16 protein-coding genes are annotated in these 12,481 nt (G+C 61.5%); 3 read left to right on the top strand and 13 right to left on the bottom strand.

Features of this window, described 5'->3' with window-relative positions; translation table 11 throughout:
• Positions 1-77: 77 nt before the first annotated feature.
• Genes rplT through thrS form a run of 4 tightly spaced genes read right to left on the bottom strand, consistent with a single transcriptional unit; the run spans position 78 to position 3,192 of the window.
• Positions 78-434 (bottom strand): 50S ribosomal protein L20, encoded by a 357-nt coding sequence (rplT, locus tag EXN22_RS17600; protein ID WP_010222414.1) that lies wholly within the window; start codon positions 432-434, stop codon positions 78-80.
• Positions 435-463: 29 nt separating this feature from the next.
• Positions 464-658: a 50S ribosomal protein L35 gene (gene rpmI / locus EXN22_RS17605; RefSeq protein WP_130265274.1), complete on the bottom strand. Its 195-nt coding sequence runs from the start codon at positions 656-658 to the stop codon at positions 464-466.
• A gap of 60 nt (positions 659-718) precedes the next feature.
• A complete protein-coding gene (gene infC / locus EXN22_RS17610) occupies positions 719-1,270 on the bottom strand; it encodes a translation initiation factor IF-3 (protein WP_177414079.1) in 552 nt (183 codons plus the stop codon).
• Entirely contained in the window at positions 1,270-3,192 is a 1,923-nt protein-coding gene (gene thrS, locus EXN22_RS17615) for a threonine--tRNA ligase (protein WP_130265276.1), read from the bottom strand. The genes infC and thrS overlap by 1 nt, the downstream gene beginning before the upstream one ends.
• A gap of 210 nt (positions 3,193-3,402) precedes the next feature.
• Between thrS and EXN22_RS17620 the strand changes: the two genes are divergently transcribed.
• Positions 3,403-3,810: a hypothetical protein gene (locus tag EXN22_RS17620; RefSeq protein WP_407691932.1), complete on the top strand. Its 408-nt coding sequence runs from the start codon at positions 3,403-3,405 to the stop codon at positions 3,808-3,810.
• A 160-nt stretch (positions 3,811-3,970) separates the two neighbouring features.
• Positions 3,971-4,183 (top strand): cold-shock protein, encoded by a 213-nt coding sequence (locus tag EXN22_RS17625; protein WP_003179963.1) that lies wholly within the window; start codon positions 3,971-3,973, stop codon positions 4,181-4,183.
• 75 nt (positions 4,184-4,258) lie between these two features.
• Here the strand turns inward: EXN22_RS17625 and EXN22_RS17630 are convergent, their stop codons facing one another.
• Together EXN22_RS17630 and EXN22_RS17635 are read right to left on the bottom strand one after the other, a co-directional pair.
• Positions 4,259-4,579: an I78 family peptidase inhibitor gene (locus tag EXN22_RS17630; protein ID WP_130265277.1), complete on the bottom strand. Its 321-nt coding sequence runs from the start codon at positions 4,577-4,579 to the stop codon at positions 4,259-4,261.
• A gap of 130 nt (positions 4,580-4,709) precedes the next feature.
• Positions 4,710-5,012 carry a hypothetical protein gene (locus tag EXN22_RS17635; RefSeq protein ID WP_130265278.1) on the bottom strand — a complete coding sequence of 101 codons (303 nt, stop codon included), beginning with the start codon at positions 5,010-5,012 and terminating at the stop codon, positions 4,710-4,712.
• Positions 5,013-5,203: 191 nt separating this feature from the next.
• Between EXN22_RS17635 and EXN22_RS17640 the strand changes: the two genes are divergently transcribed.
• A complete protein-coding gene (locus tag EXN22_RS17640) occupies positions 5,204-5,416 on the top strand; it encodes a hypothetical protein (protein WP_130265279.1) in 213 nt (70 codons plus the stop codon).
• On the opposite strand, the gene EXN22_RS17645 is transcribed toward EXN22_RS17640, so the two are convergent.
• Genes EXN22_RS17645 through EXN22_RS17675 form a run of 7 tightly spaced genes read right to left on the bottom strand, consistent with a single transcriptional unit; the run spans position 5,388 to position 12,306 of the window.
• Complete coding sequence (locus tag EXN22_RS17645; RefSeq protein WP_177414031.1) at positions 5,388-6,398, bottom strand: nucleoside hydrolase; 1,011 nt, start codon at positions 6,396-6,398, stop codon at positions 5,388-5,390. The two genes, EXN22_RS17640 and EXN22_RS17645, sit on opposite strands and share 29 nt — an antisense overlap.
• Positions 6,399-6,429: 31 nt before the next feature.
• Positions 6,430-6,834 (bottom strand): D-ribose pyranase, encoded by a 405-nt coding sequence (gene rbsD / locus EXN22_RS17650; RefSeq protein WP_130265281.1) that lies wholly within the window; start codon positions 6,832-6,834, stop codon positions 6,430-6,432.
• Entirely contained in the window at positions 6,831-7,739 is a 909-nt protein-coding gene (gene rbsK / locus EXN22_RS17655) for a ribokinase (protein ID WP_130265282.1), read from the bottom strand. Before rbsK ends, rbsD begins: the two co-directional genes overlap by 4 nt.
• 13 nt (positions 7,740-7,752) lie before the next feature.
• Entirely contained in the window at positions 7,753-8,775 is a 1,023-nt protein-coding gene (locus EXN22_RS17660) for a LacI family DNA-binding transcriptional regulator (RefSeq protein ID WP_130265283.1), read from the bottom strand.
• A 4-nt stretch (positions 8,776-8,779) separates the two neighbouring features.
• A complete protein-coding gene (locus EXN22_RS17665) occupies positions 8,780-9,772 on the bottom strand; it encodes an ABC transporter permease (RefSeq protein WP_130265284.1) in 993 nt (330 codons plus the stop codon).
• Positions 9,769-11,319, bottom strand: coding sequence for a sugar ABC transporter ATP-binding protein (locus tag EXN22_RS17670; RefSeq protein ID WP_130265285.1), 1,551 nt, complete (start codon positions 11,317-11,319; stop codon positions 9,769-9,771). The genes EXN22_RS17665 and EXN22_RS17670 overlap by 4 nt, the downstream gene beginning before the upstream one ends.
• Before the next feature lie 27 nt (positions 11,320-11,346).
• The gene (locus EXN22_RS17675) at positions 11,347-12,306 is read right to left on the bottom strand and encodes a sugar ABC transporter substrate-binding protein (protein ID WP_130265286.1); all 960 of its coding nucleotides are present in this window, start codon (positions 12,304-12,306) and stop codon (positions 11,347-11,349) included.
• Between the last annotated feature and the right edge of the window lie 175 nt (positions 12,307-12,481).

Here is a 12,481-nt window from a genome sequence, read left to right on the forward strand (position 1 = left end):
AAGAGCGCAGGCTCTTCCCCTATTAAGACGTTTAACACCAGGCGCCGGAAATGACGCCAGGTGATTGTCGGGGGTACTTAAGCCAGCGAGGCTTTAGCTTTCTCGACAATCGCAGCAAACGCCGCTTTTTCGTTCACTGCCAGATCGGCCAGAACTTTGCGGTCGATTTCGATCGACGCTTTTTTCAGGCCAGCGATCAGGCGGCTGTAGGACAGACCGTTGATACGCGCACCGGCGTTGATACGAGCAATCCACAGAGCGCGGAACTGACGTTTTTTCTGACGACGGTCGCGGTAGGCGTATTGGCCTGCCTTGATGACCGCTTGCTTGGCAACACGGAATACGCGCGAGCGTGCACCGTAGTAGCCTTTAGCCAGTTTCAGAATTTTCTTGTGACGCTTACGAGCGATGACGCCACGCTTTACACGAGCCATGAGTAACTTCCTCTATCTTTAACCAAAAATTAACGAATGCGCAGCATGCGCTCGACTTTTGCCACGTCCGACGGGTGCAGCAGGCTGCTACCACGAAGTTGACGCTTACGCTTGGTCGACATTTTGGTCAGGATGTGGCTTTTGAAAGCGTGTTTGTGCTTGATGCCGTTAGCCGTTTTCAAGAAACGCTTGGCTGCACCGCTTTTGGTTTTCATCTTTGGCATGTTCGGATACTCCGCATTCAGTTGATAAACATAACCGCAAGGCCTGCCGTGCCCTGGTGGTTATTTCTTTTTCTTGGGTGCGATGACCATGATCAGCTGGCGTCCTTCCATCTTAGGATGCTGTTCGACGGTACCGTATTCGGCGAGGTCAACTTCAACCCGCTTCAGCAGTTCCATACCCAGCTCCTGGTGGGCCATCTCACGACCGCGAAATCTCAAGGAAATCTTGGCCCTGTCCCCATCACTTAGGAAACGTACCAGGTTGCGTAGTTTTACCTGGTAATCCCCATCCTCCGTCCCTGGACGAAACTTGATTTCTTTAATCTGGACCTGCTTCTGGTTCTTCTTGGCCTCGTTGGCTTGCTTCTTCTTTTCGAAGAGGTGCTTGCCGTAGTCCATGACCTTGCAGACAGGCGGTACTGCGTCGGCAGAAATTTCTACCAGGTCCAGCTTCGCTTCTTCAGCGATACGAAGCGCTTCATCAATCGAGACGATGCCAATCTGCTCGCCGTCAGCGCCAATTAACCGAACCTCGCGTGCCGAGATATTCTCGTTGATCGGGGCCTTCGGTGCAGTTCGTTTATCGTTTCTCATTTCACGCTTAATAGTAATTACTCCGATTCTTGGCGACCACGCCGGGAAACCGACTGCGCAAGGAACTCCGCGAACTGGGCGACCGGCATGGAGCCAAGGTCTGCGCCTTCTCGGGTACGTACGGCGACGGTTTGCGTTTCGACTTCGCGATCACCTATAACCAAAAGGTAAGGGACCTTGAGCAAAGTATGCTCGCGGATTTTAAAGCCGATTTTCTCATTTCTCAAGTCGGACTTGGCACGGAACCCGCTTTCGTTGAGAATTTTTTCAACATTCTGGGCGAATTCGGCCTGCTTGTCGGTGATATTCATGATCACCGCCTGGGTTGGCGCCAGCCAAGCCGGGAATGCACCTTCGTAGTGCTCGATGAGAATTCCGACGAAACGCTCGAACGAACCGAGGATTGCCCGGTGCAACATCACCGGATGCTTGCGGCCGTTGTCTTCGGAAACGAACTCTGCACCCAGGCGGATCGGCAGGTTGAAGTCGAGCTGCAGGGTACCACACTGCCAGACACGGCCCAGGCAATCCTTGAGCGAGAACTCGATCTTCGGCCCGTAGAAGGCGCCTTCGCCCGGCTGCAGGTCGTACGGCAGGCCAGCGCTGTCGAGAGCGGCGGCCAGTGCAGCTTCGGCGCGATCCCACAGCTCATCGGAACCGACGCGCTTTTCAGGGCGGGTCGAGAGCTTCATTTCGATGTCTTTGAAGCCGAAGTCGCGGTAGACATCCATGGTCAGCTTGATGAAAGCGGCTGATTCGGACTGCATCTGCTCTTCGGTGCAGAAGATGTGCGCGTCGTCCTGGGTGAAGCCACGCACGCGCATGATGCCGTGCAGGGCGCCCGACGGCTCGTTACGGTGGCAGGCACCGAATTCGGCCAGACGCAGCGGCAGCTCGCGGTAGCTCTTCAGGCCCTGGTTGAACACCTGCACGTGGCATGGGCAGTTCATCGGCTTGATGGCGTAGTCGCGGTTTTCCGACTGGGTGGTGAACATGTTGTCGGCGTAGTTGGCCCAGTGGCCAGACTTCTCCCACAGCGAACGGTCAACCACCTGCGGGGTCTTGATCTCCAGGTAGCCGTTGTCGCGCTGCACCTTGCGCATGTACTGCTCGAGCACCTGGTACAGGGTCCAGCCGTTGGGGTGCCAGAACACCATGCCCGGCGCTTCTTCCTGGAGGTGGAACAGGCCCAGGCGCTTGCCGATTTTACGGTGGTCGCGTTTTTCTGCTTCTTCGATGCGCTGAATATAAGCAGCCAGCTGCTTCTTGTCGGCCCAGGCGGTGCCGTAGACGCGCTGCAGCTGCTCGTTTTTAGCGTCGCCGCGCCAGTAGGCGCCGGACAGCTTGGTCAGCTTGAAGGATTTGAGGAAACGGGTGTTCGGCACGTGCGGGCCGCGGCACATGTCGACGTATTCTTCGTGGTAGTACAGGCCCATGGCCTGTTCGTCGGGCATGTCCTCGACCAGGCGCAGCTTGTAGTCTTCGCCGCGGGCCTTGAACACTTCGATCACTTCGGCGCGCGGCGTGACCTTCTTGATGACGTCGTAGTCGGTGTCGATCAGCTGCTGCATGCGCTGTTCGATGGCCGCCATGTCTTCGGGCGTGAAAGGACGCTCGTAGGCGATATCGTAGTAAAAGCCTTCGTCGATGACCGGACCGATGACCATTTTCGCGGTGGGGTACAGCTGCTTGACCGCGTGGCCGACCAGGTGGGCGCACGAGTGACGGATGATCTCCAGCCCCTCTTCGTCCTTGGGCGTGATGATTTGCAGGCGGGCATCGTGTTCGATCAGGTCGCAAGCGTCGACCAGCTTGCCGTCGACCTTGCCGGCGACGGTGGCTTTGGCGAGGCCTGCACCAATGGATGCGGCGACTTCGGCAACCGAAACTGCCTTGTCGAATGAACGTTGACTGCCATCGGGAAGAGTAATAATGGGCATGGCGCCTCCTCTCCTAGTGGTGACCCCTACCAAAGGTCACGTGGGTTGGGATGAGCCAGTACGCGATCCGCCCCTGCCTTTGCATGCGCAAAGCCTGCCTCACAGTGGCAGAAGCCCGAAGGCCTGCCAGGGAACGAACCAGAGTGACTGGAGTAAAACAAACGAAGGTCACGGGGCGGCAGAAAAGCTGCCGAACATCCCGAGCCAGACATGCTAGCACAAAGCATTGCGGCGACTGCGGGGAACTTGAGCGGAATTTTTCTGCTCAGAGTTTTTGAAGCGGCCTACTCTTGTAAGACTCGACCCAAGGAGTGTTTGGATATGCGACTTCAGTCTCTTCTGGCCCTGGCGGCTGCCTCTGCCCTGCTGCTGCCATTGGGCGCCCATGCTGGCAAGCTGCCCGCCAACTACCAGACGACCTGCGTAGCGCAGGCGCAGAAGCAAGGCCTGGCAAAGGATAAAGCCGAACAGCACTGCCAATGCGCAGGCGAGGTGCTGCAGAAAAACCTCAGCGACAAAGAGATGAAAGACCTGGACACCCTGGAGGATGGCGTGGATGCTGCGGTAATGGAGCGTGCGCAAAAAAATATTGCAGCGGTCTGCGGCCCGAAAAAATAGGGCCTTTGGCCCGTTATCCATCGCTAATTTGCGCCAGATCAGCATTCTGCGAAGGTAAAAGGGGCTACAAGCCCATAATTATACTATGATGGTCAGCGTGCACCCTGTTGGCCTCGGCAACACCGCACTACTGAAAATCATGTTTCTTGGAGATACACCCATGTCTAATCGCCAAACCGGCACCGTAAAATGGTTCAACGATGAGAAAGGCTTCGGCTTCATCACTCCACAAGGTGGCGGCGACGACCTGTTCGTTCACTTCAAGGCTATCGAATCCGACGGTTTCAAAAGCCTGAAGGAAGGCCAGACTGTCTCCTTCGTTGCCGAAAAAGGCCAGAAGGGCATGCAGGCTGCACAAGTTCGTCCAGAGTAAGCTCTGACCGAATAAAAAAACCCGTCCTTGTGGCGGGTTTTTTTGTGCCCGAGATTCGGGCCTGTGGGAGCGGGCTCAGCCGCAGTTGACGCGGGTGATCACGCCCTTTTCATCGGCGTTGAGGTTCAGGCGCTCGGAGCGGTATTCCAGGGTCATGACGTCGTGCGGCTTGAGCACACGGGCCAGTTGCGAACCACTGGCCTTGCGCGCTTGCTCGAGCAGCTCGGGGCTGGCTGGCTTGCCGACGGCGAACTCGGCGCCGCTGGCCTGGCAGCGGCCATCGGTATTGGCAGCCACCGCCTCGGGGGCCTTCGACGAAGAGCCGCCAGTGCTGCTGCAACCTGCCAATACGGCGACAGCCAACAGGCTTACCAATGATGCACGCGTGCGGAACATGAATCCTCCTTAAATACTTGAATGCTGCCTATGTGACAGCACTGCTGGTTTTTCGTTGCAAAACCGCAGCATTGTGCCCGAGCCAGAGCCTTCAAGGCCCAAGGCAATCGTGACCGGATTTTGCACAACTCTAATACAAGTCGATGTAATCGCTGCTCGGGTTCGGCCAGTTGTTGCGCAGGGCGTTGAACACCTGCAATACCCAGCGCTGATCATCCGCCACCTGCGGGCCGACGCAACCCGAGCCCGCAGCCCAGGTTTCCAGACGAAAGGACAGGCCGTCGAGCTCACGCCCACCAGTGACCTGGGACAACCAGGCGATGCCGGCACGATTGACCCGCAACTGGTTGTGGACGTGGCCATTGCCAGCCTCGAGCAAGGCCCGAACGTGCTCAAGGGTAAAGTCCTGTGGATTGTTCAGATCGATCTGCACTGCGCTGTCCCGGCAAGCTAAAACACCGTTAGTTTGCCACGCCGTCGCGCTTATGCCTAAGTCGCAGTGCGATGCCGGCCCTCGGCATGATTTACTGCAGGCAGTGGCGGAGCGCAGGCCAGCCTCCCCTTCAAACGCCAGGGCCCGGCATTTGAACCCACAGCGCGCGCAGGTTTCACTCGAGAATGTTCATGACAAGCCACACCATCGATGCCGACATCAAGGTCAAATGGGCCGAGGGCCAAAGCGCCTATAGCCCGGCCAGTGCCGAGGAGTTGCTGCTGATCGCCCTGGATCTGCTGGTCAAAGACCTGGGCCCGGAGGAGGCACGCAACTACCTCGACCAGGTCTTTGAACGCTACACCCAGCCGCAGGTTATGGAAGACGTTTCAGGCGCGTACTGAGCAGATCGAAAAAGCCCTGGGCATCACCCTCTGTAATCCAGGTGACGTTGGCCGGCGCCTTCAGGCTGCCATACCAGTCGGGAATGGTCTGGCCAAAGGTCGGGCCCTCGCGGCTGTCGACCACCATCGACACCTGGCGCCCCTTGAACAGCTCGGGCTTGAGCAGGTAGGCGATCACCGTGGTGTCGTGCACCGGGCCACCCGGGATACCGTAGTGCACCATGTCGGCCTTGACGTAGGCATTGAGAATATCCACCACGCGCTTGCTCGCCGCATTCTTGAGGTCGGCGATTTGCTTGAGCCGCGCCTCGCTGGTCAGCACTTTGTGGGTGACGTCCAGTGGCAGGTAGGTCAGTTTGACGCCGCTTTTAAGCACCACTTCGGCTGCCTGGGGGTCGGCGAACAGGTTGAACTCGGCCACCGGCGTGATGTTGCCGCCGTTAAAATGAGCGCCGCCCATGACCACCACCTCCTTGATGCCATTGACGATCTCTGGCTTCTGCACCAGTGCCAGGGCCAGGTTGGTCTGCGGGCCAAGCATGGCGACGGTGATGCTGTGTGGCTTGGCAGTGCTCAGGGTGTCGATCAGGTACTGGACGGCATTGCCCTTGGCCAGGCCCTTTTTCGGCTCGCTGACGGTAACGCCCGGCAAGCCTTCTTCGCCGTGAATATTGGCGGCGTAGATCGGTGTGCGCATGAGCGGCCGGGGTGCGCCGGCATACACCGGGATGTCTTCGCGCCCGGCCCATTCGCGCGCCAGGCGGGCATTGCGCGAGGTCTTGTCGAGGCGCACGTTGCCCGCCACGGTGGTGATGGCGCGGATCTTCAGCTCGTCCGGCGAGCCCATGGCCATGAACAGCGCCACCACGTCGTCGGCGCCAGGGTCGGTATCGATGATCAGGTCAATGGGCGCCGCCTGGGCGCCGGCTGACAACACGGACATCAGCAGTACTCCTTGGAGCAAACGTTTGGCACAAAACATACGACACATCCTTATGAACAGGTAAAAAACGCTAGAAGGTTACCCCGGCGACCAGGGCGATATTGCTGTACGGCTGGCACTCACCAGTGCGCACGATGGCCCGGGCACTGCGGCTCAGCTGCTTGAACTGCTCATGGCTGAGCAGGCTGCGACTGCCCAGTTCACCCTGAGCGCTCAGTTGCTCGATCGCCGCCAGGCCCGGCGGCTGATGCTGGAAGATTTCATCCGCCAGCACATGGCTTTCAACCTGCATTTCACTGAGCACCACCCGCAGGGTACTGGCGAAGTCCGGGATACCCGGGGTCAGTGCCAGGTCGATCAGTTCCACCCCCGGCGGCACCGGCAAACCGGCATCGCCGATCAGCAGGATGTCGCCATGGCCAAGGGAGGCGATCAGCCGCGACAGGGCAACGTTGAGCAATGGTGTTTTCTTCATGGCTGCACCTCGGCCAGGTGCGGGATCGAAGGCTGCGCACCGGCGCGGGTGACCGACAGGGCCGCCGCACGTTGACCGAAGGCGATGGCGGCGCCCTCCTCTTCGCCACGTGCCAGGGCCGCGGCGAAACCGCCGACAAAGGTATCACCCGCGGCCGTGGTGTCCACCGCTTTCACCAGCGGCGCCGGGAAATGCCTGAAGCCCTGGCCATTGGCAAACACCGCGCCCTGGGCACCGAGGGTGACGATCACCTTGCCGACGCCCAGTCCCAGCAGATGAGTGGCGGCAGCCTTGGCGCTGGCCAGATCATTGACCGGCAACCCGGTCAAGGCCTCGGCTTCGCTTTCATTGGGGATCAGGTAATCGATGTTAGCAAAGCACTGCGCCGGCAGCGGGCCGCTGGCCGGCGCCGGGTTGAGGATCACGGTCTTGCCCAGCGCCCTGCCCCGCTCAAGGGTGTAGGCGACGGTGGCCATGGGCACTTCCAGCTGACAGATGATCACCTGCGCCGCTTGCAGCAAGGCATCGAAACACTGCACCGACTCGGGCAGCAACTGGCCATTGCCACCGGCGATGATAACGATGGCGTTCTGGCTGGCCGCATCCACCACAATCAGCGCCACGCCGGTGGGCACCCCGGCGGCAATGCTGACGGCCTGGTTGTCGATTTGCTCGTCCGTCAGGGCCTGGCGCAATTGCTGGCCGTAGGCGTCGTCACCGACGCAGCCGACCATCGCCACCTGCGCCCCCAGGCGCGCCGCGGCCACCGCCTGGTTGGCGCCCTTGCCCCCCGGCACGGTGGCAAAGGATTCACCCACCAGGGTCTCACCGCCACGGGGCAGACGCTCGGCGCGGGTGACCAGGTCCATGTTCAGGCTACCTACCACTACTACATTGGCTTGCATGTGCGGGCTCGTCTCAGCGGTAATCATTGAAAAGGTCGGGGCGCGGCGCGGTGGACTCGCGCAGGACGATGCTCGGCGCCACGATGCGCTGCTCGGGTGCCCCACGCAGCGGTTCGGCGATACGCCGCAGCAACAGCTCGGCGGCGCTCTCGCCCAGCTCGCGGATCGACTGGCCGACGGTGGTCAGGGCCGGGAACACGTACTGGCTGATCTGGATATCGTCGAAGCCGATCACCGACAGCTCGCTGGGCACGCAGATGTTGCGCTCGGCGGCGGCGCGCAACACGCCGATGCCGATCATGTCGTTGCCGGCAAAAATCGCCGTCGGCCGCTCGCCTTCCAGCAACAGCGCCGCCGCCGCGTATCCGCCCAGGCTGGTGAAATCGCTGTGCAGCAGCCAGGCGTCACGGGCCGTGACCCCGGCCTCGGCCAGCGCCCGATGAAACCCGGCCAGACGCAACTGGGCCACGCTGGTGTGGGCCGGGCCGCCGATGCAGGCAATGTCGCGATGGCCCAGCTCGAGCAGATGGCGGGTCGCAAGATATGCGCCCTGCTCATGGTCGATGCGTACCAGGTCCGCCTCCACACCTTCCAGCGCCCGATCGACGATGACCATGGGGGTGCGCACGCTGGCCAGGCTGCCCTGCAGGTCGTGGTCTTCACCGACCGAGGCGACGATCAGGCCGTCGATGCGCTTCTCCAGCAGCACGCGCAGGTAGCTGCGCTGCTTTTGCGGGTTGTCGTCGGAGTTGCAGAGGATCACGCAGTAGCCATTGCGCTCGCAGCCGTCCTCGATACCCCGGGCCAGCTCGGCGAAGTACGGGTTGACGCTGTTGGGCACCAGCAGGCCGATGGTCGCGGTGCTGCGCGCTTTTAGCGAACGAGCCACGGCACTGGGCACGTAGTCGAGCTCGGCGATCGCCGCCTCGACCTTCAGGCGCACCGGCTCGCTGACCGGTCGGGTCTTGTTCAGTACATGGGACACGGTGGTGTAGGAAATCCCCGCCAGTGCCGCGACATCTTTGATGGTTGCCATTGTTTCAGTTCCGCCTGCGCGCGCGCCGGCTGCGGTAAGTGTCGAGGACCACGGCGATGACGATCACCGCCCCGGTGATGATGCGTTTGGTCGGCTCCGAAGCACCGATCTGCGCCAGCCCTGCGGCCAGCACCGAGATGATCAGCACGCCGAAAAAGGTACTGATCACCGAACCGCGGCCACCCATCAGGCTGGTGCCGCCGATCACCACGGCGGCGATCACCTGCAGTTCGAGGCCGGAGCCGGCATTGGGGTCGGCGGCTTCCAGGCGCGAAATCTGGAACAGCGCGGCAAGCCCGGCGAGCAGGCCCATCAGCGCGAACACCAGGATCTTGTACGGGCGCGGGTCGATGCCGGCCAGGCGTACCGCTTCTTCGTTGGTGCCGATGCCGATCAGGTAGCGGCCGAACACCGTACGGGTCAGCACCATCTGGGCGAGGATGATCACCAGCAAGGCAATGATGAACGACGGCGAGACGCCGAACGCCAAGGGGTTGGACAGCCAGGCAAAGGCATCGCCGATGTAGGCGGTGCGCGAACCGGTCAACTGATAAGCCATGCCCCGGGCCATCTCCAGCACGCCAAGGGAGACGATGAACGAGGGAATGCGCCAGGCCACGGTGATCGAGCCGGTGATGCTGCCCGCCAGCGCCGCCACGCCCATGCCGAGCAAGGCGGCGGGCATCACGCTCCAGCCCCAGCCGAGCATCGCCACGCTGACGGCGGAACCGGCCAGGGCCAGCACCGAGCCCACCGACAGGTCGATACCGCCGATGATCAGGACGAAGGTCATGCCCACCGCCAACACCATCAGGTCGGGGATCTGGTTGGCCAGGGTGCTGAAGGTGGCGTAAGACAGAAAGTGGCTGCTCAGCAACGAGAACAGCACGATCATCGCCAGCAAGGCGCCGGCCAGGCCCAGGTAGGTACCCAGGCCAAAGTAGTTGCCGCTGCGCTTGGCGCTGGGGGCGGCGGTGTGCAGTTGCGTGGTTTTCATGGGGTAGTCCTGGGTGCCGCTTCATGCAGCAACGCATCACGTTTCTGATAGCCGGCAAAGGCTGCGGCCAATAATTGATCCTGGGTCCAGTTGTCGCGCTTGAAGGTCTCGATCAGCCGGCCGGCACTGAGCACGCCGATGCGGTCACAAATCAGCATCAGCTCGCGCAGGTCGCTGGACACCACCACCAACGCCTTGCCCTGGCGCGCCAGTTCGGCCATCAAACCGTAGATATCGAACTTGGCGCCGACGTCGATGCCACGGGTGGGCTCATCGAACAGCAACACTGCACAATCGCGCTCCAGCCAACGGCCGATCACCACTTTTTGCTGGTTGCCGCCCGACAGCTCGCCGACCACCTGCTCGGGGCTGGAGCTGCGGATGCGCATGGCGGCGATCTGCCGTTCAGCCAGTGCGCGCTCGGCAGCGCTGCTGACCACCCCGGCGCGGGAAATCGCCGGCAGGTTGCCCAGGGCGATATTGGCGCTGATCGACTGGCTCAGCAGCAGGCCTTCGCCCTTGCGGTCCTCGGTGATCAGGGCGATGCCCTGGCGCACGGCGTCCACGGGCGAATCGACCCGCACCGGGAGCAAGGGATCGCCCAGTTCCATGCTGCCGCTGTCGGCGCTATCGGCGCCGTAGATCAGCCGCAACAGCTCTGTGCGCCCGGCACCGATCAGCCCGGAGATACCGAAAATCTCGCCGCTGCGCACCTCGAACGACACCTGTTTGACCTTGTCGCCACGGCTGAGCTTGTGGACCTTGAGGATCGGCGCACCAATGTTGCGTACGCCCAGGTCGATATGCTCGCCCAGCTCGCGACCCACCATCAGGTTGACCAGTTGATCGCTGTTGTAACGCTGCATCGGCTCGACACACACCAGCTTGCCGTCGCGCAGCACGGCGATGCGCTGGGCGATGCGCTTGAGCTCTTCGAGCCGGTGGGAGATGTAGACGATGGCCACGCCGCGCTGCTGCAGGCGTTCGATCTGGGTGAACAGCAGCTCCACCTCGCGGGCGGTGAGCATCGCCGTGGGCTCATCGAAGATCAGCACATGGCAATCGCCAATCAGGTTGCGGGCGATCTCGACCATTTGCTGGTGGCCGATGCCCAGCTCGCCGACCGGGGTATCCGGGTCAATGGCTTCAAGGCCGACCTGGGCCATGGCCGCCTGGGCCAATTGGCGCAGGCGCTTGCGGTTGATCCAGCCGGCGCGCCCGGGCAAGTTGTCGAGAAACAGGTTCTCGGCCACGGTCAGCGTCGGCAGCAGGTTGAGCTCCTGCATGACCATGCGTACGCCCAGGCGCTCGGCGGCGGCGCGGCTGCCAGGCTGATAGGCCTGGCCCTGGTAGAGCATGTGCCCGGTGGTGGCGGCTTCAAGGCCGCCGATGATCTTCGACAGGGTGCTCTTGCCCGCGCCGTTTTCGCCGGTCAGGGCCAGCACCTCGCCCCGGTAAAGGCTCAGGTCGACATCGCCCAGCACCGGCTGGGCGTAGGTCTTGCCGATGGCGCTGACTGAAAGTACGACATCCGCAGTCGCTGACATTGCCTGTTCTCCTGGCGCGCTACGCGACTACTTTTGGGTGACCAGCTCGACCGGCGTCTGGATGACGTTGTCGGCATCGACTTCAGGCTTTTCGCCCTTGAGCATCTTCAGCGCCGCCTCGATGCCGAACACCGCCTGCTTGGCGGCGTACTGGTCGGCGGTGGCAAGCACGCGGCCGTCCTTGAGCATCGGTTTGATGGCATTGATGTTGTCGTAACCGACCACCTGCACCTGCCCGGCCTTGCCGGCGGCACGCACTGCCGACACCGCGCCCAGGGCCATGCTGTCGTTGCCGGCCAGCAGCGCCTTGAGCCCTGGGTTGGCGTTGAGCATGGAGGCGGCGACGGCATTGCCCTTGGCAATCTCCCAGTCGCCCGACTGCACCGAGACCACCTCGATCTGCGCCGCCTGCATCGCATCCTTGAAGCCTGCGGTGCGCTGCTGGGCGTTGGTGGTGGTCGAGACGCCTTCGATAATGCCGACCTGGTCACCGGCCTTGAGCTTCTCCTTGGCCAGGTACTCACCGACCAGGCGCGCGCCCTTGCGGTTGTCGGGGCCTACGAACGGCACGCTGAGGTTCTTGCTCTTGAGCACCTCAGGGTCGAGGCGGTTGTCGATGTTGATCACGGTGATGCCGGCGTCCATGGCTTTCTTCACCACCGGCACCAGGGCCTTGGAGTCGGCCGGGGCAATGACCAGGGCGTTGACCCCCGAGACAATCATTTGCTCGACGATGCGGATCTGGTTACCGGCATCGGTCTCGTCCTTGATGCCGTTGGACACCAGTTCGAAATCATCAGCGTGGTCTTTCTGATAGGCCTTGGCGCCGTCTTCCATGGTCAGGAAGAATTCGTTGGCCAGCGACTTCATCACCAGCGCCACTTTGGGCTTGGTTTCATCGGCGAGGGCTTGAGACAAGGGTGCGGCGAGGGACAGCGAGGACAGTACGGCGACCGCCAGCAGGCGACCAGCAAAGGGCAGCTTCATGGGTTTACTCCGGATCTTATGATTTTTATCGGGTCGCAAACGTTTGCGTTGACTCACTATGCGAATGCCACCCGGTTTTGTCAATTCGACCCGAGCAGTTTTGCTGGCGTAGCGCGTGTAGGAATTATCCTCAAAAACATCGGAAAACCGAACACTTATACACTGAATATTCGGA

It is taken from the genome of Pseudomonas tructae (assembly GCF_004214895.1).
Lineage (GTDB): Bacteria > Pseudomonadota > Gammaproteobacteria > Pseudomonadales > Pseudomonadaceae > Aquipseudomonas > Aquipseudomonas tructae.

Excerpts from the sequence above, each read along its gene's own strand:
- rbsK (WP_130265282.1), bottom strand. The coding sequence starts at position 7,739 with ATGCAAGCCAATGTAGTAGTGGTAGGTAGCCTGAACATGGACCTGGTC.
- EXN22_RS17675 (WP_130265286.1), bottom strand. The coding sequence starts at position 12,306 with ATGAAGCTGCCCTTTGCTGGTCGCCTGCTGGCGGTCGCCGTACTGTCC.
- EXN22_RS17665 (WP_130265284.1), bottom strand. The coding sequence starts at position 9,772 with ATGAAAACCACGCAACTGCACACCGCCGCCCCCAGCGCCAAGCGCAGC.
- rbsD (WP_130265281.1), bottom strand. The coding sequence starts at position 6,834 with ATGAAGAAAACACCATTGCTCAACGTTGCCCTGTCGCGGCTGATCGCC.
- EXN22_RS17670 (WP_130265285.1), bottom strand. The coding sequence starts at position 11,319 with ATGTCAGCGACTGCGGATGTCGTACTTTCAGTCAGCGCCATCGGCAAG.
- EXN22_RS17640 (WP_130265279.1), top strand. The coding sequence starts at position 5,204 with ATGACAAGCCACACCATCGATGCCGACATCAAGGTCAAATGGGCCGAG.
- EXN22_RS17625 (WP_003179963.1), top strand. The coding sequence starts at position 3,971 with ATGTCTAATCGCCAAACCGGCACCGTAAAATGGTTCAACGATGAGAAA.
- rpmI (WP_130265274.1), bottom strand. The coding sequence starts at position 658 with ATGCCAAAGATGAAAACCAAAAGCGGTGCAGCCAAGCGTTTCTTGAAA.
- rplT (WP_010222414.1), bottom strand. The coding sequence starts at position 434 with ATGGCTCGTGTAAAGCGTGGCGTCATCGCTCGTAAGCGTCACAAGAAA.
- EXN22_RS17660 (WP_130265283.1), bottom strand. The coding sequence starts at position 8,775 with ATGGCAACCATCAAAGATGTCGCGGCACTGGCGGGGATTTCCTACACC.
- EXN22_RS17645 (WP_177414031.1), bottom strand. The coding sequence starts at position 6,398 with ATGTTTTGTGCCAAACGTTTGCTCCAAGGAGTACTGCTGATGTCCGTG.
- EXN22_RS17630 (WP_130265277.1), bottom strand. The coding sequence starts at position 4,579 with ATGTTCCGCACGCGTGCATCATTGGTAAGCCTGTTGGCTGTCGCCGTA.
- EXN22_RS17620 (WP_407691932.1), top strand. The coding sequence starts at position 3,403 with ATGCTAGCACAAAGCATTGCGGCGACTGCGGGGAACTTGAGCGGAATT.
- thrS (WP_130265276.1), bottom strand. The coding sequence starts at position 3,192 with ATGCCCATTATTACTCTTCCCGATGGCAGTCAACGTTCATTCGACAAG.